This window comes from Streptomyces sp. NPDC048479 (genome assembly GCF_040651435.1).
Classification (GTDB): Bacteria; Actinomycetota; Actinomycetes; order Streptomycetales; family Streptomycetaceae; genus Streptomyces.
Map to the genome: position 1 here is coordinate 442,656 of NZ_JBEZKA010000003.1, position 21,384 is coordinate 464,039.

At 70.3% G+C, this 21,384-nt stretch carries 17 protein-coding genes and 1 tRNA gene; 16 read left to right on the plus strand and 2 right to left on the minus strand.

Going from position 1 to position 21,384, the window contains the following annotated elements:
• The first annotated feature begins 13 nt into the window (after positions 1–13).
• Genes AB0D12_RS07410 through AB0D12_RS07420 form a run of 3 tightly spaced genes read left to right on the plus strand, consistent with a single transcriptional unit; the run spans position 14 to position 1,045 of the window.
• Positions 14–214 carry a DUF4244 domain-containing protein gene (locus tag AB0D12_RS07410; RefSeq protein ID WP_362677979.1) on the plus strand — a complete coding sequence of 67 codons (201 nt, stop codon included), beginning with the start codon at positions 14–16 and terminating at the stop codon, positions 212–214.
• 46 nt (positions 215–260) lie between these two features.
• Positions 261–683, plus strand: coding sequence for a TadE family type IV pilus minor pilin (locus AB0D12_RS07415; protein WP_362678028.1), 423 nt, complete (start codon positions 261–263; stop codon positions 681–683).
• Positions 680–1,045: an Rv3654c family TadE-like protein gene (locus tag AB0D12_RS07420; RefSeq protein ID WP_362677980.1), complete on the plus strand. Its 366-nt coding sequence runs from the start codon at positions 680–682 to the stop codon at positions 1,043–1,045. The genes AB0D12_RS07415 and AB0D12_RS07420 overlap by 4 nt, the downstream gene beginning before the upstream one ends.
• Here AB0D12_RS07420 and AB0D12_RS07425 read toward each other — a convergent pair.
• Positions 981–3,464 (minus strand): DEAD/DEAH box helicase, encoded by a 2,484-nt coding sequence (locus AB0D12_RS07425; protein ID WP_362677981.1) that lies wholly within the window; start codon positions 3,462–3,464, stop codon positions 981–983. The genes AB0D12_RS07420 and AB0D12_RS07425 overlap by 65 nt on opposite strands.
• 79 nt (positions 3,465–3,543) lie before the next feature.
• Between AB0D12_RS07425 and AB0D12_RS07430 the strand changes: the two genes are divergently transcribed.
• The 13 genes from AB0D12_RS07430 to AB0D12_RS07490 all read left to right on the plus strand — a co-directional run bounded on the left by AB0D12_RS07430 (position 3,544) and on the right by AB0D12_RS07490 (position 20,596).
• Entirely contained in the window at positions 3,544–3,897 is a 354-nt protein-coding gene (locus AB0D12_RS07430; RefSeq protein ID WP_003967428.1) for an STAS domain-containing protein, read from the plus strand.
• A 91-nt stretch (positions 3,898–3,988) separates the two neighbouring features.
• The gene (locus AB0D12_RS07435; protein ID WP_362677982.1) at positions 3,989–4,438 is read left to right on the plus strand and encodes an ATP-binding protein; all 450 of its coding nucleotides are present in this window, start codon (positions 3,989–3,991) and stop codon (positions 4,436–4,438) included.
• A gap of 274 nt (positions 4,439–4,712) precedes the next feature.
• The gene (locus tag AB0D12_RS07440) at positions 4,713–7,118 is read left to right on the plus strand and encodes a sodium-translocating pyrophosphatase (RefSeq protein WP_362677983.1); all 2,406 of its coding nucleotides are present in this window, start codon (positions 4,713–4,715) and stop codon (positions 7,116–7,118) included.
• A 187-nt stretch (positions 7,119–7,305) separates the two neighbouring features.
• On the plus strand, positions 7,306–7,992 hold the full coding sequence (locus AB0D12_RS07445; RefSeq protein ID WP_362677984.1) for a small secreted protein: 687 nt from the start codon (positions 7,306–7,308) through the stop codon (positions 7,990–7,992).
• A 137-nt stretch (positions 7,993–8,129) separates the two neighbouring features.
• A complete protein-coding gene (locus AB0D12_RS07450) occupies positions 8,130–9,641 on the plus strand; it encodes a class I SAM-dependent methyltransferase (RefSeq protein WP_362677985.1) in 1,512 nt (503 codons plus the stop codon).
• A gap of 308 nt (positions 9,642–9,949) precedes the next feature.
• Positions 9,950–10,147 carry a hypothetical protein gene (locus AB0D12_RS07455; protein WP_327325194.1) on the plus strand — a complete coding sequence of 66 codons (198 nt, stop codon included), beginning with the start codon at positions 9,950–9,952 and terminating at the stop codon, positions 10,145–10,147.
• A 212-nt stretch (positions 10,148–10,359) separates the two neighbouring features.
• On the plus strand, positions 10,360–13,209 hold the full coding sequence (gene topA, locus AB0D12_RS07460; RefSeq protein WP_362677986.1) for a type I DNA topoisomerase: 2,850 nt from the start codon (positions 10,360–10,362) through the stop codon (positions 13,207–13,209).
• 123 nt (positions 13,210–13,332) lie between these two features.
• The gene (gene tmk, locus AB0D12_RS07465; protein WP_362677987.1) at positions 13,333–16,455 is read left to right on the plus strand and encodes a dTMP kinase; all 3,123 of its coding nucleotides are present in this window, start codon (positions 13,333–13,335) and stop codon (positions 16,453–16,455) included.
• Positions 16,456–16,597: 142 nt separating this feature from the next.
• Complete coding sequence (locus AB0D12_RS07470) at positions 16,598–17,803, plus strand: DNA polymerase III subunit delta' (RefSeq protein ID WP_362677988.1); 1,206 nt, start codon at positions 16,598–16,600, stop codon at positions 17,801–17,803.
• Between the two features lie 140 nt (positions 17,804–17,943).
• Positions 17,944–19,494, plus strand: a complete 1,551-nt coding sequence (locus AB0D12_RS07475) for an alpha/beta hydrolase (RefSeq protein ID WP_362677989.1) — start codon at positions 17,944–17,946, stop codon at positions 19,492–19,494.
• A 114-nt stretch (positions 19,495–19,608) separates the two neighbouring features.
• Positions 19,609–19,682 (plus strand) — tRNA-Thr (locus tag AB0D12_RS07480).
• 170 nt (positions 19,683–19,852) lie between these two features.
• Complete coding sequence (locus AB0D12_RS07485) at positions 19,853–20,044, plus strand: hypothetical protein (RefSeq protein WP_362677990.1); 192 nt, start codon at positions 19,853–19,855, stop codon at positions 20,042–20,044.
• A gap of 48 nt (positions 20,045–20,092) precedes the next feature.
• On the plus strand, positions 20,093–20,596 hold the full coding sequence (locus AB0D12_RS07490; RefSeq protein WP_362677991.1) for a transposase: 504 nt from the start codon (positions 20,093–20,095) through the stop codon (positions 20,594–20,596).
• A gap of 121 nt (positions 20,597–20,717) precedes the next feature.
• Here the strand turns inward: AB0D12_RS07490 and AB0D12_RS07495 are convergent, their stop codons facing one another.
• The gene (locus AB0D12_RS07495) at positions 20,718–21,107 is read right to left on the minus strand and encodes an ATP-binding protein (protein ID WP_362677992.1); all 390 of its coding nucleotides are present in this window, start codon (positions 21,105–21,107) and stop codon (positions 20,718–20,720) included.
• Between the last annotated feature and the right edge of the window lie 277 nt (positions 21,108–21,384).

Here is a 21,384-nt window from a genome sequence, read left to right on the forward strand (position 1 = left end):
GGGGTTGGTTGGTATGTGGAATTCGTTGCGGGGCTGGCTGCGCGGGTTGACGCGCAGGATGCGCAGGGACGAGGGGATGACCACGTCCGAGTACGCAATGGGGACGATCGCCGCGTGTGCCTTCGCGGCCGTCCTGTACAAGGTCGTGACCAGCGGGGCTGTCTCGGCGGCGCTGCAGTCGGTGATCGGGAAGGCTCTCAATGCGCAGTTCTGAGGCGCCCGGTTTTGAGGCGCCCGGTTTTGAAGTGCCCAGTTCTGAGATGCGCGGCCAGGTGCGCGACAGGGGGTCCGTGACGGCGGAGGCGGCCGTCGCGGTGCCCGCTCTGGTGGTCTTCGCCATGGCGTTGGTCTGGGCGCTGATGGCTGCCTCAGCGCAGATCCAGTGCGTCGACGCGGCACGGGCCGGTGCCCGGGCCGCGGCCAGGTCGGAGCCACGGGCGGCCGCGCTGGCCGCCGCCCGCTCGGCGGCCCCGGGTGGTGCCCGGGTCACGCTGGGGCGGTCAGGGGCCCTGTGGCGGGTGCGGGTCGAGGCGAAAGCTCCAGGGCCGAGCGGGCTGGCGCTGACGCTGAGCGCGGACGCCGCGGCCCTCGCCGAGGACACGGTGGGCCAGGACACCGCCCAGGGCCCGGGAGTCGGCCGAGCAGCCGCAGGCCCAGGAGGCACCGCAGAGGCGGCCCAGTGAACCGCGAGCGCGGGTCGGCGACCGTCTGGGTCGCCATGGCCACGACCGTGCTGTGTGCGGTCTTCGCGGCCGTCCTGGCCATGGGCCAGGCCGTGGTCGCCCGACACCGGGCGGGCTCCGCCGCGGACTTGGCGGCACTCGCCGCGGCGGACCACGCCCTGAGCGGCACCGCTGCAGCCTGTGCGAAGGCGGCCGATGTGGCCCGGGCGCAGGGCGCAACGGTGGTGCACTGCGCCGTACGGGGCGAGATCGCCGATGTGACGGCGCAGGCCCGCTTCGGCCCGTACGCCCCGACGGTCAGGTCGCGGGCGGGACCGCCGGGACCTCCTGGCCCGACGGGGCTACCCGGAGCAGTTCCGTGAGGAGGCGGACCGCGCCGCGCTTGTGCAGCGGATCGTTGCCGTTGCCGCATTTGGGGGACTGGATGCAGGACGGGCAGCCCGCCTCGCACTCGCAGGAGGCGATCGCCTCACGGGTCGCGGTGAGCCACTCGCGGGCGGTGTGGAAGGCCCGCTCGGCGAAGCCCGCGCCACCCGGATGGCCGTCGTACACGAAGACCGTCGGCAGCAGCGTGTCCGGGTGGAGCGGCACGGAGACCCCGCCGATGTCCCAGCGGTCGCAGGTGGCGAAGAGCGGCAGCATCCCGATCGAGGCGTGCTCGGCGGCGTGCAGGGCCCCGCCCAGCTGCTCCGGGTTGACCCGGGCGGTGTCCAGCTGGTCCTCGGTGACCGTCCACCACACGGCCCGGGTGCGCAGGGTGCGGGGCGGCAGATCGAGTTTGGTCTCGCCGAGCACCTCACCGGTGATGAGTTTGCGGCGCAGGAAGGAGACGACCTGGTTGGTGACCTCGACGGAGCCGTAGCAGAGGCGACCGTCGCCCCACGGGATCTCGGTGTCGGTTTCGAGTACGGAGATGGAGGTGGTGTCGCGGGCGGTGGTGGAGTACGGCGGGTTGGCCTCCTCGACGAGGGCTGCGGAGTCCTCCAGGTCCAGATGCTTCACCAGGTACGTACGGCCCTGGTGGAGGTGGACGGCACCGTCGTGGACCGCAGTGTGGGCGGCCGACTCGTCGACTGTGCCCAGCAGCCGGCCGGTCGCGGCCTCGACGATCTGGACGGGGCGGCCGCCCTCGCCCCGGATGTCGGTGAGGTCGGCGGCCCGCTCGCGGCGCGTCCAGTGCCAGGCGGTGGCCCGGCGGCGGAGCAGCTTGGCGGCTTCCAGCTGGGGCATGAGCTCTGCGGTCGCCGGGCCGAAGAGCTCAAGATCGTCTTCCGTGAGCGGGAGCTCGGCGGCGGCAGCGCACAGATGGGGGGCGAGGACGTACGGGTTGTCCGGGTCGAGGACGGTGGACTCCACCGGCTGCTGGAACAGCGCCTCGGGGTGGTGGACGAGGAAGGTGTCCAGCGGGTCGTCGCGGGCGACGAGGATGGCCAGGGCGCCCTGGCCGGAGCGGCCCGCGCGGCCCGCCTGCTGCCACAGCGACGCCCGTGTCCCGGGGTAGCCGGCGATGACGACGGCATCGAGGCCCGAGACGTCGACGCCGAGTTCCAGGGCGGTGGTGGCGGCGAGGCCGAGGAGCTCGCCGGAGTGCAGCGCCCGCTCCAGGGCGCGGCGCTCCTCGGGGAGGTAGCCGCCGCGGTAGGCGGCAACCCGCGGCGGCAGGGAGCGGTCGATCTCCGCGAGGCGTTCCTTGGCGATGACGGAGATGAGCTCGGCCCCGCGACGCGAGCGTACGAAGGCGACCGTACGGACTCCCTGGACGGTCAGATCGGTGAGGAGGTCGGCGGTCTCGGCGGTGGCGGTGCGGCGCACCGGAGCGCCTTTCTCGCCGTGGAGCTCGGTGAGCGGAGGCTCCCAGAGGGCGAACACAAGTTCGCCGCGCGGTGAGGCGTCGTCGGCGACCTCCTGCACGGGCAGGCCGGTGAGCCGGCCGGCGGCCAGGGCAGGTTCCGCGGCGGTGGCGGAGGCGAGGAGGAAGACGGGGTTCGCACCGTAGCGGGCGCATACACGGCGAAGACGGCGCAGCACCTGGGCGACGTGCGAGCCGAAGACGCCGCGGTAGGTGTGGCACTCGTCGATCACCACGTAGCACAGTGAGCGCAGGAAGGAGGACCAGCGGGGATGTGAGGGAAGTATCCCGCGGTGCAGCATGTCGGGGTTGGTGAGGACGTAATTGGCGTACTGCCTCACCCATTCGCGTTCCTCGACGGGCGTGTCGCCGTCGTAGACCGCGGGGCGGATGCGGTTGCCGAGCGGCGCGCCGAGCTCCTTCACCGCGCGGCGCTGGTCGGCGGCCAGGGCCTTGGTGGGGGCCAGGTAGAGGGCGGTCGTACCGCGACCGTTGGCGGCCTCGGAGCCGTCGAGCAGGGCGGTGAGTACGGGCGCGAGGTAAGCCAGGGACTTGCCCGACGCGGTACCGGTGGCGATGACGACGGATTCGCCGTCCAGGGCGTGCTCGGCGGCGGCCGCCTGGTGGGTCCAGGGGTGCTCGATGCCGGCCTGCTGAATGGCGTTGATCACTTCCGGGCGGATGCGGTCGGGCCAGACGGCATGGCGGCCGGGCCTGGGGGGCAAGTGCTCCGTATGAGTGATGCGCGCAGCTCGGCTCGCCCCTGCGGTGAGCCGGTCGAGGACCGTACCGGGGGAGGGGCGGGTTTCCCTGCTCTCGGGAGGTCGTCTGGGACGGTGATTCTTGGCCATCGGCACCGAGTGTGTCACCGGAGTGACGGACAATGGTCCCAAGGCGTCGTGCATGGCTGCTGGTAAGTGATTGAATGCCATCGCGGCTGGCGACCGTCCTCCGGCTCCGCCGGGGAGACCTCATGGGGCGGCCGCTCGATAGCAAGGTGCTGGAGGATCCGTGGACCTGTCCCTGTCGACTCGCAATGTGTCCGGCCCTGGTGGCGACCGTACGGTCGTCGAGGTCGGTGGCGAGATTGATGTGTATACCGCGCCCAAGCTGCGCGAGCAGTTGGTCGAGTTGGTGAACGACGGCAGCTACCACCTGGTTGTCGATATGGAGGGCGTGGACTTCCTCGATTCCACCGGCCTCGGCGTACTCGTGGGCGGCCTGAAGCGTGTGCGTGCGCATGAAGGCTCGCTACGCCTGGTCTGCAACCAGGAACGCATTCTCAAGATCTTCCGGATCACAGGTCTGACCAAGGTGTTCCCCATCCACACCACGGTCGACGAAGCTGTCGCGGCGACCGACTGACGGTCGGCGAGGACTGCCGGAAGTAGGAAGGGGCACCGGGCATCCAGCCCGGGCCCCTGAGATGCACGCCCGTACGTCTGAGGGGGAATGCATGGCGACCGTTGAACTCCGCTTCAGCGCCCAGCCCGAGCATGTCAGGACCGCCCGTCTGGTGGCCGCTGCCGTGGCTCGCCGGGCCGGGGTCGACGAGGCCGTGCTGGACGAGGTCCGGCTCGCGGTCGGCGAGGCATGCAGCCGTGCCGTCGGGCTGCACCGCAGCCATGGCATCACGGCCCCCGTTCGGGTGGCGCTGTCCGAGGAGGAGAAAGCCTTCTCCATCGAGGTGGCGGACGAGGTCCCGGCTGCGGGCGGCGGTGGGTCCCATGCGGCCCCAGGCGCCCGCGAGGCCGCGGACGAGGACCCGGACTCCGACGGCGAGGACGAGATGATGGGCCTCGCGGTCATCAGCGGCCTCGTCGACGACGTGGAGGTCACCTCCACCGAGGACGGCGGCGTGATCCGGATGAGCTGGCCCACGACGCCGGCCACCATAGCGCCCTGATCGTGCGGCCCGACCGTGCGGACAGTGTGCTGATCGTTTTGTAGTTCCGGGAAGTGAAGAGGCCCTGCTTGAGCAGGGCCTTTTTCCTTTTCCGTAGATCATCGACCAAGCGTCAATGCCTTTGCCCCATTACCTCTTTCGGGGGCACTTTGGGAACGCGATCATTTGCTGAGTAGCAAGTGAAGGTCAATTACATTTGTCGCGCCCTGTTTTGATCTGCTTCCGCTCCCTACAATCCGTCCACATCTTGAGCTCTGAGCGTCAAGGAGGACGAATGGCGGGGCTCGTCAACTCAGAACTGTCCGATCAACCCACTTCTCTCGCAGCCGCGGTACTCACCGACAACAACCGGCTGATCGTGATCGTCATCGCGGCAGTCGCCCTGGCGGCACTGGTCGTCGCCCAGCTGCTGGTGCGCCAGGTGCTGGCCGCCGGCGAGGGCACCGATTCCATGAAGAAGATCGCGGCAGCCGTTCAGGAAGGCGCGAATGCCTATCTGACACGGCAGTTGCGCACCCTCGGCGTCTTCGCCGTCGTTGTGTTCTTCCTACTGCTGCTGTTGCCGGCCGACGACTGGTCACAGCGAGCCGGACGTTCGGTGTTCTTCCTGGTGGGGGCGATCTTCTCGGCGGCCACCGGATACATCGGCATGCGTCTTGCCGTACGAGCAAATGTGCGCGTGGCCGCGGCCGCGCGTGAAGCGACACCGGCGGAGGGCGAGCCGGAAAAGGATCTGACGGCCGTCTCGCACAAGGCCATGAAGATCGCTTTCCGCACGGGAGGCGTGGTCGGCATGTTCACGGTGGGCCTCGGCCTGCTCGGTGCCTCCTGCGTGGTTCTCGTCTACGCGGCCGACGCCCCCAAGGTGCTCGAGGGCTTCGGCCTCGGCGCCGCGCTGATCGCCATGTTCATGCGTGTCGGCGGCGGCATCTTCACCAAGGCCGCCGACGTCGGCGCCGACCTCGTCGGCAAGGTCGAGCAGGGCATCCCGGAGGATGACCCGCGCAACGCCGCCACCATCGCCGACAACGTGGGCGACAACGTCGGTGACTGCGCGGGTATGGCGGCCGACCTCTTCGAGTCGTACGCCGTCACGCTCGTTGCGGCACTCATCCTCGGCAAGGCGGCATTCGGCGACGCCGGACTCGCCTTTCCGCTGATCGTCCCGGCGATCGGCGTGGTCACCGCGATGATCGGCATCTTCGCGGTCGCCCCGCGGCGCGCCGACCGCAGCGGGATGACTGCCATCAACCGCGGATTCTTCATCTCCGCACTGATCTCGCTGGCCCTGGTGGCCGGGGCGGTCTTCGTCTATCTGCCCTCTTCGTACGCCAAGTTGGACGGCGTCACCGAGGCAGCCATCAAGACGCACAGCGGAGACCCGCGGGTTCTGGCGGTCGTCGCCGTGGCCATCGGCATCGTGCTGGCGGCCCTGATCCAGCAGCTGACGGGGTACTTCACCGAGACCACCCGGCGTCCCGTCAGGGACATCGGCAAGTCCTCGCTGACCGGGCCCGCGACGGTGGTGCTGGCCGGTATCTCCATCGGTCTGGAATCCGCCGTGTACACCGCCCTGTTGATCGGTCTGGCCGTGTACGGGGCGTTCCTGCTCGGCGGTACGTCGATCATGCTCGCGCTCTTCGCGGTGGCACTGGCCGGCACCGGCCTGCTCACCACCGTCGGCGTCATCGTCGCCATGGACACCTTCGGTCCCGTCTCCGACAACGCCCAGGGCATCGCCGAGATGTCCGGGGACGTCACGGGTGCGGGTGCGCAGGTCCTCACCGACCTCGACGCAGTCGGCAACACCACCAAGGCCATCACCAAGGGCATCGCCATCGCCACGGCTGTACTGGCGGCGGCCGCGCTCTTCGGCTCGTACCGCGAAGCCATCGCGAACGCCGCACGGGACGTCGGCGAGAAGGTCGGCGACGGCGCCCCGATGAACCTGGTCATGGACATCTCGCAGCCCAACAACCTGGTGGGCCTCATCCTCGGCGCCGCGGTCGTCTTCCTCTTCTCGGGGCTTGCGATCAACGCGGTGTCCCGGTCGGCGGGCGCGGTGGTCTACGAGGTGCGGCGGCAGTTCCGCGAGCACCCCGGGATCATGGACTACACCGAGACGCCGGAGTATGGGCGCGTCGTCGACATCTGCACCAAGGACGCGCTGCGCGAGCTGGCCACACCAGGTCTGCTCGCCGTACTGACCCCGATCGCGGTCGGCTTCTCGCTCGGCGTCGGAGCCCTCGGCTCCTTCCTCGCGGGCGCTATCGGCACCGGCACCTTGATGGCCGTCTTCCTGGCCAACTCCGGTGGCGCGTGGGACAACGCCAAGAAGCTCGTCGAGGACGGCCATCACGGCGGCAAGGGCAGCGAGGCCCACGCCGCGACCGTCATCGGCGACACCGTCGGCGACCCGTTCAAGGACACCGCCGGGCCCGCCATCAACCCGCTGCTGAAGGTGATGAACCTGGTGGCACTGCTCATCGCGCCCGCGGTGGTGCAGTTCAGCTACGGGGACGACTCCAACGCCGGAGTGCGGGCGCTGGTGGCGGTCCTCGCCATCCTCGTCATCGCCGGCGCGGTGTACGTCTCCAAGCGGCGAGGCATCGCTGTCGGTGACGAAGGCAACTCCGCGGAGCGGAGCTCGAAGTCACCAGATCCAGCGGTGGTTTCGTAGCACCAGCTCAAAAGGCGGGCGGACGGCGCACTTTGACGCGTCGTCCGCCCGTTTGCATGCACGGGTGAGCCTTGTCTCCCTTGGTGCAAATGGCTGCAATAGGTTATGGATCGGGTGTACGACACGCGGTTGTCGCCCACATGGCGTGTATGTTCCGGGGCCGAGAGCCTTGGAAGGGACCAATCCGGTGAACAAGAAGCTTGCGGCCGCACTGTCCGGCGGTGCGGTACTGGTACTGGCGCTGTCGGGCTGCAGCAACGACAGCGGTGACAGCAAGGTGAATGCCTGGGCCAAGAAGGTCTGCGACCAGGCACAGCCGCAGATCCAGCAGAGGGCCAACGCCCAGCAGACCATCATCTCGACCGCAGCCGACGGCAAGCCGGCCGACATCCAGGCCGCGGACTCGAAGGCCTTCCAGGACATCGCCGCCGCGGACAGTGCGCTCGCCGCCGCCGTGAAGGCGGCCGGCACGCCGCCCGTCGACAACGGCGAGAAGCTTCAGACGGACGCGGTCAACGAACTCAACGCCACGGCCAAGGCGTATCTCGACCTGAAGAAGCAGGTCGACGCTCTCAACGCGAAGGACCAGCAGAAGTTCGCGGACGGTCTGCAGGGCGTCGCCGACGGGCTGAAGAAGATCGAGAACATGGACCAGGCCGCGCTGAAGAAGCTGCAGTCCGGTGAACTGGGTACGGCGATGGCGAAGCAGCCCGGCTGCCAGGCGAAGAAGACGTCGAGCCCCGCGCCCGCTCCCGACGCCCCGTCCGAACCGGCAGTCTCATCCTCCTCGGCGCCCGCGAAGACCGGAGCGACCCCCTCGAGCCCCGCGAAGACCGGAGCGACCCCCTCGAGCAAGGCCTCCAGCAAGGCATAACGCTCCCCTGCCCGCCTCCGCCCGCGCGCCCGGCTCAGCCCCGCTGTACGGCTCGGCACGCGTGCACGGCCCGGTCCCCCGCACCACGGGGGCCGGGCCGTGCGGCGTTTGTCAGTGGCGGCGGCCACAATGGGCGGGTGAGTACGACCAGCCTTGCCGCAGGCCTTCCTTCGCCCGACCACTCGACCCGGCTGCGTGAAGCCCTCCTCGCCGCCGCTTTCACCGCCGACGGGCTGCTTGACCTGCTCGGTGCGCCCGCGTATGCCGCGCTCGCCCGCAGCGAGACCGTGCCCGCCCTGCGGGCCACCCGCGGCGACGGCGTCCTGGACACGCTCGTACGGCTGTTCCTGCTCCAGCGTCCCGTCGCGTACGAGCGGGCGCGAGCCGCACTGCCCCTTGAGGAGTGCCTGGCCGACGGCTGGCTGTTGCGCGACGGCGGGGAGGTCCGGGCCACGGTGGATGTGCGGCCGTACGGCGGACCCGAGGGACAGGACTGGTTCATCGTCTCCGACCTGGGATGCGCGGTCGGCGGTGCGGGCGGCGCGAGCGGCCATGGCGAGGAGGTGGTGCTCGGCGTCGGCGGGGCGTCCACCACGCTCGCGGGGATCACCGTCCGTACGCCGGTCTCCTCCGCGCTCGATCTGGGTACCGGTTCCGGTATCCAGGCGCTGCATGCCGCACAGCACGCGACGCGGGTCACGGCCACCGATCTGAACCCGCGCGCCCTGCACTTCGCACGTCTGACCCTCGCGCTCTCCGAGGCGCCGGAGGCCGATCTGCGCGAGGGCTCGCTCTTCGAGCCGGTCGGGCAGGACACATACGACCTGATCGTGTCGAACCCGCCGTTCGTGATCTCACCCGGCGCCCGGCTGACCTACCGGGACGGCGGGATGGGCGGGGACGATCTGTGCCGCACGCTCGTTCAGCAGGCGGGAGCCAGACTGAACGACGGGGGATACGCGCAGTTCCTCGCCAACTGGCAGCACGTGGAGGGGCAGGAGTGGCAGGAGCGGCTGCGTTCCTGGGTGCCACGCGGCTGCGACGCCTGGATCGTGCAGCGCGAGGTGCAGGACGTGACGCAGTACGCCGAGCTGTGGCTGCGCGACAGCGGAGACCATCGCAGCGACCCGGCCGAGTACGCGGCGCGGTACGACGCATGGCTGGACGAGTTCGAGGCGCGTCAGACCAAGGCGGTCGGCTTTGGCTGGATCACGCTGAGGAAGTCCGGTTCCGAGCGCCCGTCGATCGTCGCCGAGGAGTGGCCGCACCCCGTCGAGCAGCCGCTCGGCGAGAGCGTGCTGGCGCATTTCGCGCGGCAGGACTATCTGCGTACGCACGACGACGCGGCCCTGCTCGCCGGTCACTTCAGGCTGGCGGCGGAGGTCGTGCAGGAGCAGGTCGGGCTGCCGGGCGCGGAGGACCCCGAGCATGTGGTGCTCCGTCAGCACCGCGGTATGCGTCGCGCCACCAAGGTGGACACGGTCGGCGCGGGCTTCGCCGGGGTGTGCGACGGGACGCTGAGCGCCGGGCGGATCCTGGACGCGATCGCGCAGCTCATCGACGAGGACCCGGTGGTGCTCCGTGACCGTACGCCGCAGGCCGTACGGCTGCTGGTCGAGGAGGGCTTCCTGGAACCGGTCCGTCCATGAGGTGAAATCGGCCAACATCCGCAAGCAGTACAGCAAGCAGAACCGCAGGAGCAGGAAGAACAAGAGGAACTAGAGGAACAAGAGGAAGAGGAGCTGCCGCCTCCGCTGCGCCCTCCTCGACGTTCCCGGCCCGCCCTTCGCCCCGCCCCGCCCCGCCCCGCACGCCGGACTCCGCCCGGCTCTCGATCTGTCACCGCGACCGGGCGGGTGAACCCACGCGGCACCAGGAATTCGTGCCCCTGACGCCCCGAGCTGTCAGCCTCGGGCCGCCGGGAAGTCCGGACATCAGGGAAGAACGGGGTACGGGCATGGAGAGCGGGCCAGCGATCTTCGCCGGGACGGCGTTCGCGCTGTTCGGAGCCGGGCTGCTGCTGTGGACAGGAGCACGCGTGCTGCACCGTGCCCCCGTCGCGCACGGAGTGAGCCCCGCCACGGCCGTCGCCCTCTCGACACTCTTCGGCGCGGCGTCTCTGGCCCTCGGGGTGTGGTGCTTCGGCCGCGTCTGATCTGGGGCCGGAGCCGCCGACCTGCCGGTCCGGGCGGCAGGAATAGCCGGACTCGGGTTACCGTTCGAGTGGCCGTTGCGGGCTTTTGCCGTTTGACACGAGGGCGGGTTGTACCGTCACACTCCGCAGCGACAGCAGCGGCAGAACCGTGTAACCACGCGGTCGTACTGCCGTTTGTGCCCATCGAGCGTCGACCGGAGAGAAGAGCGAAGTTGTCCCCGACCAGCGAGACCGCAAAGGGCGGCCGCCGACTCGTGATCGTCGAGTCTCCTGCCAAGGCTAAGACGATCAAGGGCTATCTCGGCCCTGGATACGTCGTCGAGGCGAGCGTCGGGCACATCCGCGACCTCCCGAACGGCGCCGCCGAGGTGCCCGAGAAGTACACCGGCGAGGTCCGTCGCCTCGGCGTCGACGTCGAAAATGACTTCCAGCCCATCTATGTCGTCAACGCCGACAAGAAGGCGCAGGTCAGGAAGCTCAAGGAGCAGCTCGCCGAATCCGACGAGCTCTACCTCGCCACCGATGAGGACCGCGAGGGCGAGGCCATCGCCTGGCACCTCCTCGAGGTCCTCAAGCCCAAGGTCCCCGTCCACCGGATGGTCTTCCACGAGATCACCAAGGAAGCGATCCGCGACGCCGTCGCCAACCCGCGCGAGCTCAACAAGCGCATGGTCGACGCCCAGGAAACCCGCCGAATCCTCGACCGTCTCTACGGCTACGAGGTCTCGCCGGTCCTGTGGAAGAAGGTCATGCCGCGGCTGTCCGCCGGCCGTGTCCAGTCCGTCGCCACCCGCCTCGTCGTCGAGCGTGAGCGCGAGCGCATCGCCTTCCGCTCCGCCGAGTACTGGGATCTGACCGGCACCTTCTCCACCGGCCGTGCCGGGGACGCCTCCGACCCCTCCACCCTCACGGCCCGCCTGAACACCGTCGACGGACGGCGCGTCGCCCAGGGCCGTGACTTCGGCTCGGACGGGCAGCTCAAGTCCGCCCAGGTTCTCCACCTGGACGAGGCGAATGCCCGCGCGCTCGCCGCTGCGCTCCAGGACGCCTCGTTCGCCGTCCGCGCGGTCGAGTCGAAGCCGTACCGCCGTTCTCCGTACGCACCTTTCCGTACGACGACGCTGCAGCAGGAGGCCTCCCGCAAGCTGGGCTTCGGGGCCAAGGCCACCATGCAGGTCGCGCAGAAGCTGTACGAGAACGGCTTCATCACCTATATGCGTACGGACTCCACCACGCTCTCCGACACTGCCGTCTCTGCGGCGCGGGCGCAGGTCACGCAGCTGTACGGAGCCAACTATCTGCCGGAGAAGCCGCGCGTCTACGCCGGCAAGGTCAAGAACGCGCAGGAGGCGCACGAGGCGATTCGTCCTTCGGGTGATCGTTTCCGAACTCCGGCCGAGACGGGTCTGAGTGGCGACCAGTTCCGGCTCTACGAGCTGATCTGGAAGCGGACCGTCGCCTCCCAGATGAAGGACGCGGTCGGCAACAGCGTCACCGTCAGGATCGGCGGCCGGGCGAGCGACGGCCGGGACGCTGAGTTCACCGCGTCCGGCAAGACGATCACCTTCCACGGCTTCATGAAGGCGTACGTGGAGGGGGCCGACGACCCGAACGCCGAGCTCGACGACCGTGAGCGGCGTCTGCCGCAGGTCGCCGAGGGCGACGCGCTCTCCTCCGAGGAGATCTCGGTCGACGGCCACGCGACCAAGCCGCCTGCCCGCTACACCGAGGCCTCGCTGGTCAAGGAGCTGGAAGAGCGCGAGATCGGCCGCCCGTCGACGTACGCCTCGATCATCGGCACCATCCTCGACCGCGGGTATGTGTTCAAGAAGGGGACGGCGCTCGTGCCGTCGTTCTTGAGCTTCGCCGTGGTCAACCTGCTCGAGAAGCACTTCGGCCGGCTGGTCGACTACGACTTCACTGCACGCATGGAGGACGACCTCGACCGCATCGCGCGGGGCGAGGCCCAGGCCGTGCCGTGGCTGAAGCGGTTCTACTTCGGCGAGGGCGACGCGGATGCCGGTGTGGCCTCCGCGGCGGGCAACGGCGACGGCGACCACCTCGGCGGTCTGAAGGAGCTGGTGACCGACCTCGGCGCGATCGACGCCCGGGAGATCTCCAGCTTCCCGGTCGGCGAGGGGATCGTGCTGCGCGTCGGCCGGTACGGCCCGTACATCGAGCGCGGTGAGAAGGACGCGGAGGGCCACCAGCGCGCCGACGTTCCCGAGGACCTTGCGCCGGACGAGCTGACCGTGGAGTACGCGGAGGAGCTGCTGGCCAAGCCGAGCGGTGACTTCGAACTGGGCACCGACCCTGCCACCGGGCACCAGATCATCGCGCGGGACGGCCGTTACGGCCCGTACGTCACGGAGGTGCTGCCCGAGGGCACGCCGAAGACCGGCAAGAACGCGGTCAAGCCGCGTACCGCCTCGCTCTTCAAGTCGATGTCGCTCGACACGGTCACGCTCGAGGACGCGCTGAAGCTGATGTCGCTGCCGCGGGTGGTCGGCGTCGACGCGGAAGGCGTCGAGATCACCGCGCAGAACGGCCGGTACGGCCCGTATCTGAAGAAGGGCACGGACTCGCGTTCGCTCGAGACCGAGGACCAGCTCTTCAACATCACGCTCGACGAGGCCCTGGCGATCTACGCGCAGCCGAAGCAGCGGGGCCGGGCAGCTGCCAAGCCGCCGCTGAAGGAGCTGGGCACGGACCCGGTGAGCGAGCGTCCGGTGGTCGTCAAGGACGGCCGCTTCGGCCCGTACGTCACGGACGGCGAGACGAACGCGACCCTCCGCACGGGCGACAGTGTCGAGGACATCACGCCGGAGCGCGGCTACGAGCTGCTCGCCGAGAAGCGCGCCAAGAGCCCCGCCAAGAAGACGGCGAAGAAGGCTGCGGCCAAGAAGGCGCCGGCGAAGAAGACCGCGGCCAAGAAGACGGCAGCCAAGAAGACGACGGCCAAGAAGACCGTCGCGAAGAAGACGACGGCTGCGGCCAAGACGACGACGGCGGCCGCGGCGAAGAAGACGGCCGCGTCGGCGAAGGCGTCGACGGACGAGTAGCGAGATCATCACGGGCGCTTTGTGCCAAGAGTTTGTTCGGGGAGTTTTCCCACCCTCCGTACAAAGCGCCCGTATGTTCGGTCAGGTCTCCGGGGAGCGGCGCGCTCCGGATAGGCTGGGCGGATGACGCGAGCCGAGCAGCCAGCCGAGCAGCAGGCGGTCGTGAGCACCGCCTCAGAGACTGCCTCAGACTCCGACGCATCCGAAGCGCTTGCCGCGGACTCACGCGAGCGCGCGGTGCGGGCCCTGCTGCGCTTCCCGCCGCTCAAGCGGCTGTGGAGCGCCCAGGCCGTCGGAGGCGTCGGGGATGCCGTCGCCGTCCTTGTGCTTCTGCTGCTGACACTGCAGGCGGCGGTACTGGAGGGCTCATTCGGGGCCGGCTATCGCGGGGCGGCCTTCGCCGTCGCCACGGTGCTCGGCACCCGCGTCCTGGCCACGCTGCTCTTCGGCGCCGTACTACTCGGCCCGCTGACGACGCTCACCTCGCCGAACGGCCCGCTGGACCGCCGCTGGACGATGATCGGCGCCGATGTGCTGCGTCTTGCGCTGCTGATCGTGGCGCCGCTGTGGATCGACTGGACCCCCGGCAACGCGCCGGCGCTCCTGCTGATCACCGTCTTCGTCACCGGCGTCGCCGAGCGCTTCTGGACTGTCGCCCGCGACGGCGCCGCACCCGCACTGCTGCCGGCCCCGCCGCTGGAAGGCGCGGCGGTCCGTCCGCTGCCGGACCACCTCGACGCACTGCGCAGGCTCTGGCTGCGTACGAGCTTCGCCGCCATCCCCGCGGCAGCCGCGGTGCTGCTCCTCGGCACGCTGATCGGAATTCTGCTCGGCTCGGGCATCGAGTGGTTCTCGCTGCACCAGGCGGCCCTCGGTTCGTACCTCGCGGCCGGTCTCTTCGCCGCGTCCGTATCGACGTTGTACTTCCTGGAGCTGCCCGGCTCGCTGACCCCGAGGCCGCGCTCGCCGCTGGAGGGCCTGCGCCGTCCGTCCACCGGCAATGGCCTGGACAGGGGGCGTACGGGCGCCATACCGCTGTTCGTTGTCGGCTGCGCGGCGGTCGCGGGCGCGATCTCGTCCGCCGTCGCCGTCTCCGTACTGCACGCCTTCGACCTCGGCGGCGGGCCCGTGGCCTTCGCGCTGCTGGTGCTCGCGCTGACCGGAGGAGCCGGGCTCGGTATCCGCGGTGCCGGCGCCGTACTGCCCACGCTCTCCCGCCGCCGGCTGCTCGCCCTCGCGCTCGCGGTCACCGGTGTCGCACTGCTCGCCATGGGGCTGGTGCCGGACACGGCGACCGTGCTGTTCATCGCGTTGCTCGCCGGACTCGCGGCCGGTGTCGCCGCGAGCACCGGGCACGCGCTCATCGACCAGGAGGCCGAGGAGTTCCGCCGGGCCCGGATCACCGAGCACCTGCAGGCGGTCGTACGGGTCGCGATCGCCCTCGGCGCGATCGCTGCCCCGCTGCTCGCCGCCGCGATCGGGCCGCACCGGCTCGCGAGCGGCGACTTCGTCTTCGCGCACGGTGGCGCGGCGTTCACGCTGATGCTGGTCGGCGCGCTGCTGCTGCCCGTCGCGGCCATCGTCCTCGCCAAGACGGACGACCGTTCCGGCGTACCGCTGCGCCGCGATCTCGGCGACGCGCTGCGCCGCGGGGCCGATCCGGCGCAGGCGCCGGCGACGAACGGTTTCTTCATCGCCATCGAGGGCGGCGACGGGGCCGGGAAGTCCACGCAGGTCGAGGCGCTCGCGGAGTGGATCCGGGCGAAGGGCCACGAGGTTGTGGTGACGCGTGAGCCGGGTGCGACGCCGATCGGCAAGCGGCTGCGTTCGATCCTGCTGGATGTGTCGTCGGACGGGCTCTCGAACCGGGCGGAGGCGCTGTTGTACGCCGCGGACCGGGCCGAGCACGTCGATTCGGTCGTACGGCCCGCACTGGAGCGCGGCGCGATCGTCATCTCCGACCGCTATATCGACTCTTCGGTCGCCTATCAGGGTGCCGGGCGGGATCTGTCGCCGACCGAGATCGCCCGTATCTCGCGGTGGGCGACGGACGGACTCGTACCGCATCTCACGGTGCTGCTCGACGTGTCGCCGGAGGCCGCGCGCGAACGCTTCACGGAGGCGCCGGACCGGCTGGAGTCGGAGCCGGCGGAGTTCCACCAGCGGGTGCGTTCCGGTTTCCTGACGCTGGCCGCGGCGGACCCGGGCCGGTATCTGGTCGTGGACGCGGGCCAGGACCCGGGGTCGGTCACCACAGTCGTACGGCACCGGCTCGACCAGCTGCTTCCGCTCTCCGATGCCGAGGTGAAGGCGCAGGAGGAGGCGCGGAAGGCGGCCGAGGAGGAAGCCCGTCGGCGCGCGGAGACGGAAGCCGCGCGCAAGGCGGAGGAGGAGCGGGTCGAGCGCGAGCGGCAGGAACAGCTGGCCAAGCTCCGCGCCGAGGAGGAGGAGCGCAAGGCCCGCGAGCTTGCGGAGGCGCGCCAGCGCGAGGCCGAGCGGCAGGCGGATGAGGCCCGGCTGCGGGCCGAGGACGCGCGGCGGCGGGCGGACGAGGAGCGTGCGCGGCGGCTCGCCGAGGAGAGGGCGGCCGCGGCGGAGCAGGAACGGCTCCGCAAGCAGGCCGAGGAGGAGGCGCGGCTCCGGGCGGAGGCGGAGGAGCGACGCCTGGAGAAGCAGCGCAAGGCGGAGGAGGCGCTGCTGCGGGCGGAGGAGGCGCGACGGGTGGCGGAGGCGGCGGCTGCTGCTTCTGCGGCGTCGGCCTCAGCCGCGGCCTCGACTGCAGCTCCGACCTCGGCTCATGAGGTGACCGTGCCGACGCCGGTGGTCACACCGGACGAGGTGACGCAGGAGGTGCCTGCGGTTCCGGATGTGGCCGAGACGACGGTGCTTCCGAAGGTGCCGGCGGACGTGGACGAGACGACGGTGCTTCCGCCGGTGTCGGGGGACGCGGCCGAGACGACGGTGCTTCCGCCGGTACGGGAGTCCGCACGCAAGCCGGTACGCGAGCCGGTACGGGATACGGATCCGGCTGACCGGGTCCCGCCGGGCATCTTCCGCGACGAGGCCGGGAGTGAGGGTACGAACGAGCGCACCCGCGAACTCCCGCAGGTCGACCCGGACTCGGGCCGTCCCCGCCGCCGCTCGGACTGGGCGGAGGAGACCCCCTTGGACGACCTCCCGACGCTGGCGGACGAGCTGCTCGGCCCGCACGACGAGGACGAGAACGGGCGGCGGGGCGGGCGCTGACGGTTCGGCGCTTCGGCGCCCGTTTGCGGTGCAGGGGTTCGTCCTGGTGCCGGTTCGGGGTGGCGAGTCCCTGCCACCCCGTCCGCGCTGTCAGACCCCTGCCCCACAATGGAATCCCCAGCACGAAAGGCGGTGACGGCCCATGACCGTATGGGACGACGTGGTCGGCCAGGAGCGCGTCCAGGCACAGCTCTCCGCCGCCGCCCGGGACGCCGACACTCGCGTCACCGCCCAGGCCCACGGCGCCCCCGCCCCCGACGCGTCCAAGATGACGCACGCCTGGCTGTTCACCGGCCCGCCCGGCTCCGGACGGTCCACCGCCGCCCGGGCCTTCGCCGCCGCGCTGCAGTGCACCAGCCCCGACCGCGCCCTAGGCGGTGAGCCCGGCTGCGGATTCTGCGACGGCTGTCACACCACCCTCGTCGGTACGCACGCCGACGTCGAGGTGATCCGTACGGACCTGCTCTCCATCGGCGTCAAGGAGACCCGCGAGCTCGTCCGCCGCGCCCAGCTCTCCCCGGCCGGCGGCCGCTGGCAGGTGATCATCCTGGAAGACGCCGACCGGCTCACCGAAGGCGCGGGCAATGTCCTGCTGAAGGCCGTCGAGGAGCCCGCCTCCCGCACCGTATGGCTGCTCTGCGCGCCCTCCCTCGAGGACGTACTCCCCACCATCCGCTCCCGCTGCCGCCACCTCACCCTCCGTACGCCGCCGGTCGCCGCCGTCGCCGACGTCCTGATCCGGCGGGACGGCATCGAACCCGAGGTCGCCGTCAACGCCGCCCGTGCCACCCAGGGCCACATCGGCCGTGCGCGCCGGCTGGCCACTGACGAGCGTGCCCGTGCCCGCCGGGCCACGGTGCTCAAGCTGCCGCTGCGCGTGGCGGACATCGGCGGCTGCCTCAAGGCCGCCCAGGAGCTGGTCGACGCTGCGGCCGAGGACGCCAAGCAGGTTGCCGAGGAGATCGACGTCAAAGAGACCGAAGACCTCAAGGCGGCCCTCGGCGCGTCCGCCGGCGGCCGGATGCCGCGGGGCACGGCAGGGGCGATGAAGGAGCTCGAGGACAAGCAGAAGCGCCGCAAGACCCGTAGCCAGCGCGACAGCCTCGACCTGGCGCTCACCGATCTGACGGGCTTCTACCGCGATGTGCTGGCCCTCCAGATGGGCTCGGAGGTCGCGCTCGCCAATCACGACGTCCGGGACTCCCTCGACCGGATCGCTCATGGTTCGACCCCGGAGGGCACCCTGCGCCGGATAGAGGCAGTGGTCGCCTGCCGCCAGGCACTGGACCGCAATGTCGCGCCCCTGCTGGCCGTGGAGGCGATGGCGGTCGCTCTCCGCGCCGGCTGACGTCCGGCCTGCCTCCTGGCCATCCCCTGGCCATCGAGTTTGCACCGCCAGGCCGTCAGGTCTGCCGCCGATCGGTTGACCGGCTCACCCGTAAGAGCGCGGAAAGGCGGCAGCGGTCAACCTGCGATTACGCTCCATGAATGGACACCAGGCGCCTGCTCCGTACTTCCGCACTCGTGCTGGCCACAGCCGGCCTGCTCATCTCCGGCTGCACCGGCGGGAGTTCGTCACCCAGCGCCTCCGAGTCCGCCTCCTCCGGCGGGGGCGGAGGAGCCGCCCCGACCGCCGCCCTCAAGCCGTACTACGCACAGCAGCTGAAGTGGCGTCCCTGCGGCGTCCCCGGTTTCGACTGCGCCACGATGAAGGCTCCGCTCGACTACGCCAAGCCCGACGGCGATTCGGTCAAGCTGGCCGTCGCCCGCAAGAAGGCCACCGGCCCCGGCAAGCGACTCGGCTCCCTGGTCGTCAATCCGGGCGGCCCGGGAGGCTCGGGCGTCAGCTATCTCCAGGGGTACGCGGGCATCGGCTACCCCGAGCCCGTCCGTGCCCGCTACGACATGGTGTCCGTCGACCCGCGCGGCGTCGCCCGCAGCGAGCCCGTCGAATGCCTCAGCGGCAAGGAGATGGACGCGTACACCCAGGTCGACCAGACCCCCGACGACGCAGCCGAGACGACCCGGCTCGCCACGTCCCTCAAGGGCTTCGCGGTGGGCTGCGAGAAGCGCTCCGGCACGATCCTGCCCCATGTCTCCACCGTCGAGGCGGCCCGTGACATGGACATCCTGCGCGCCGTGCTGGGCGACGAGAAGCTGACGTACGTCGGAGCTTCGTACGGCACCTTCCTCGGCGCAACGTACGCCGAGCTCTTCCCCGACCGCGTCGGCCGCCTCGTCCTCGACGGCGCGATGGACCCGTCGCTGGCGTCCCAGCAGATGAACCGTGACCAGACCGCTGGCTTCGAAACCGCGTTCCAGTCCTTCGCCGCCGACTGCGTCAAGGAGAAGGACTGCCCGCTCGGCACGGAGTCGGCCGCCGACGCCTCCAACCGCCTCAAGGCCTTCTTCGCCACGCTCGACGCCAAGCCCGTCCCCACCGGCGAGAGCCGCGAACTCGGCGAGTCCCTGGCCACCACCGCAGTGATCGCCGCGATGTACGACGAGTCCGCCTGGCCACAGCTCCGCAAGGCCCTGGCTCAAGCCATGAACGGTGACGGCGCGCCGCTGCTCTCGCTGGCCGACAGCTACTACGAGCGCGAGGGCGACGGCTCGTACGCGAACCTGATGTACGCCAATGCGGCCGTGAACTGCCTGGACCTGCCGCCCGCGTTCACCGACCCCAAGGGCGTGCAGTCGGCCCTGCCCGAGTTCGAGAAAGCCTCCCCGGTCTTCGGCAAGGGCTTCGCCTGGGCCTCCCTGAACTGCGCGTACTGGCCCACCCCCGCCACCGGCGCGCCGCACCGCATCGAGGCGAAGGGCGCCGCCCCGATCGTGGTCGTCGGCACCACCCGGGACCCGGCCACGCCCTACAAGTGGGCGCAGGGGCTGGCCGGGCAGCTCTCCTCCGGGCGCCTGCTCACGTACGACGGCGACGGCCACACGGCGTACGGGCGCGGCAGCGACTGCATCGATACGGCGATCAACACGTACCTGCTGGAAGGCACGGCCCCGGCGGACAACAAGCGCTGCCGCTGAGGGCGGGCTGTGGGGTGCCCCGGACCTGGTTCGGGGCACCCAAAACAACCCTGTAGACTTGGCGCCGCTGCTGATGCGAACGTGTCCTCGCGAGGACGGGTATTTCCGCAGCTTGCCGCCTTAGCTCAGTTGGCCAGAGCAACGCACTCGTAATGCGTAGGTCTCGGGTTCGAATCCCGAAGGCGGCTCAAGAAAGCCCAGGTCAGAGCCTTGAAAGCCCCCCACGAAGATCGTGGGGGGCTTTTTCCGCGCCCAGATGGGAACATCCCGGGAACGGCGATTCTTCGATAAGTCTTCTATGTCTGGATTTTTGCTAGTCGAAGACGGGCCGAGGGTAGCCTGATGCCGACTGGAGGCGTTGACCGCCGAGCACCTGATTCACTCGCGTCGCCGCGGCGAACGCGAGGCGCTGCGGGTCCTGCTGGCCACCCGTCAGGGCGCCGTCACCTCGTGCGCGGCGGCGATCAATCACCTCAAGGCGCCGATCGTGTCCGCGCCCGAGGACCTGCGGGCCGAGCTGCGCGGCAAGGGCCGCAAGGCGGCGATATAGCACTGCGCCAAGCTCCGGGAGCGGCCGATCCAGACCATCGAGCACCGGATGACCGCGCGTGCACTGCGGTCCACCGCCGTTCGGGTCCAGGCGTTGCGAGCGGAGGCGGAGGAGCTGGAGGCCGAGATCGTCGTGCTGGTCGAGGCGATGGCGCCCGAGCTGCTGCGGCTGCCCGGCGTGGGTCCGATCAGCGCGGGTCGGATCCTGGTGAGCTGGTCCCACCCGGGCCGCCTCCGGTCCGAGCCGCGTTTGCGGCGTTCGCCGGCACGCCGCCGAATCCCCGCGTCCTCCGGCCTGACGAACCGCCACCGGCTGAACCGGAGGGGCGACCGGCAACTCAACCGGGCGCTGCACACCATCGTGCTGATCCGCATGCGCATCGACCCAGCAACCAAGGTCTACATTCAGCGGCGCACCACCGAGGGCAAGTCGCCTCGGGAGGCCCGGCGCTGCTTGAAGCGGGCCATCGCCCGCCAGGTCGTTAAACTGCTCGAACGGGGGCCGGCCGAGGAGAGCTTGACGGCCGCCAACAACCTCGCGATGGCCGCTTGACGGATATAGCAGCCTCGGAAACCGGCGCTGCAGGCAGCCGTCACGGCTGTCGGTACAGCGGTTATCGGTGAGATTGACCTTGGGGAGGCCGCCGGTCACGCCGGGCGGCGGCGCCTTGGCGCTACCGGGCGAGGAGGGCGCTTACGGTCTTGCCGCCGGCCGTGTGGCGGGTCACGGCGGTGGCGCGGGCGAGGCGGTTGACCATGGGCCAGCCGAAGCCTCCGGTGCCGCCGTTCAGGTCGGGGGTGCGCATGCGCGGGGCCTGAAGGCTGCGGTCGTGCACGGCCACCTCGATGCTGTCCGGGTGCGCGGTCAGGTCCAGGGTGCAGGTGCCGCCGCCGTGGCGCAGGGCGTTGGTGACGAGCTCCGAGACGACCAGGACCACGGTGTCGGCAGCCTCGGCTGCGATTGGTTGTACGAGACCTTCGAGGAAATCCCGGGCGCTCTCTCGTGCGCCGGCGACGGATGTTGCGGAGCGGACGGTTGCGACGCTGACGCTCATCGTGTCCATCAGGTCACCCTGGTCTCTGTCGTCAATGCCCGGTCCAGTCTGCCCGGGCTTCTGCCCCGGCCTGCGGCCCGTTAACCCGTCGGCGGTGACGGCCTTGCGCCCGCTCTTGTCGCTGTTCGAGGTCGATTACCTCACCGTCGAACTCGCGGAAATCTATGTCGGCCGGAGTAGACATTGGGCAGTGGTGTGGTTATGGTTTCTCTCGTAGCCCAGAGAGACAGCAGGGCCTGGCAGAGACGAACTGCCGGGCAGCAGTACCCGCAGTTGCAGTTCGCAG

What these genes read in the sequence shown, in the direction of transcription:
- AB0D12_RS07410 (WP_362677979.1), top strand. Translation starts at nt 14, where the DNA reads ATGTGGAATTCGTTGCGGGGCTGGCTGCGCGGGTTGACGCGCAGGATG.
- AB0D12_RS07415 (WP_362678028.1), top strand. Translation starts at nt 261, where the DNA reads ATGCGCGGCCAGGTGCGCGACAGGGGGTCCGTGACGGCGGAGGCGGCC.
- AB0D12_RS07425 (WP_362677981.1), bottom strand. Translation starts at nt 3,464, where the DNA reads ATGGCATTCAATCACTTACCAGCAGCCATGCACGACGCCTTGGGACCA.
- AB0D12_RS07435 (WP_362677982.1), top strand. Translation starts at nt 3,989, where the DNA reads ATGGCGACCGTTGAACTCCGCTTCAGCGCCCAGCCCGAGCATGTCAGG.
- AB0D12_RS07440 (WP_362677983.1), top strand. Translation starts at nt 4,713, where the DNA reads ATGGCGGGGCTCGTCAACTCAGAACTGTCCGATCAACCCACTTCTCTC.
- AB0D12_RS07455 (WP_327325194.1), top strand. Translation starts at nt 9,950, where the DNA reads ATGGAGAGCGGGCCAGCGATCTTCGCCGGGACGGCGTTCGCGCTGTTC.
- tmk (WP_362677987.1), top strand. Translation starts at nt 13,333, where the DNA reads ATGACGCGAGCCGAGCAGCCAGCCGAGCAGCAGGCGGTCGTGAGCACC.
- AB0D12_RS07470 (WP_362677988.1), top strand. Translation starts at nt 16,598, where the DNA reads ATGACCGTATGGGACGACGTGGTCGGCCAGGAGCGCGTCCAGGCACAG.
- AB0D12_RS07475 (WP_362677989.1), top strand. Translation starts at nt 17,944, where the DNA reads ATGGACACCAGGCGCCTGCTCCGTACTTCCGCACTCGTGCTGGCCACA.
- AB0D12_RS07490 (WP_362677991.1), top strand. Translation starts at nt 20,093, where the DNA reads ATGACCGCGCGTGCACTGCGGTCCACCGCCGTTCGGGTCCAGGCGTTG.
- AB0D12_RS07495 (WP_362677992.1), bottom strand. Translation starts at nt 21,107, where the DNA reads ATGGACACGATGAGCGTCAGCGTCGCAACCGTCCGCTCCGCAACATCC.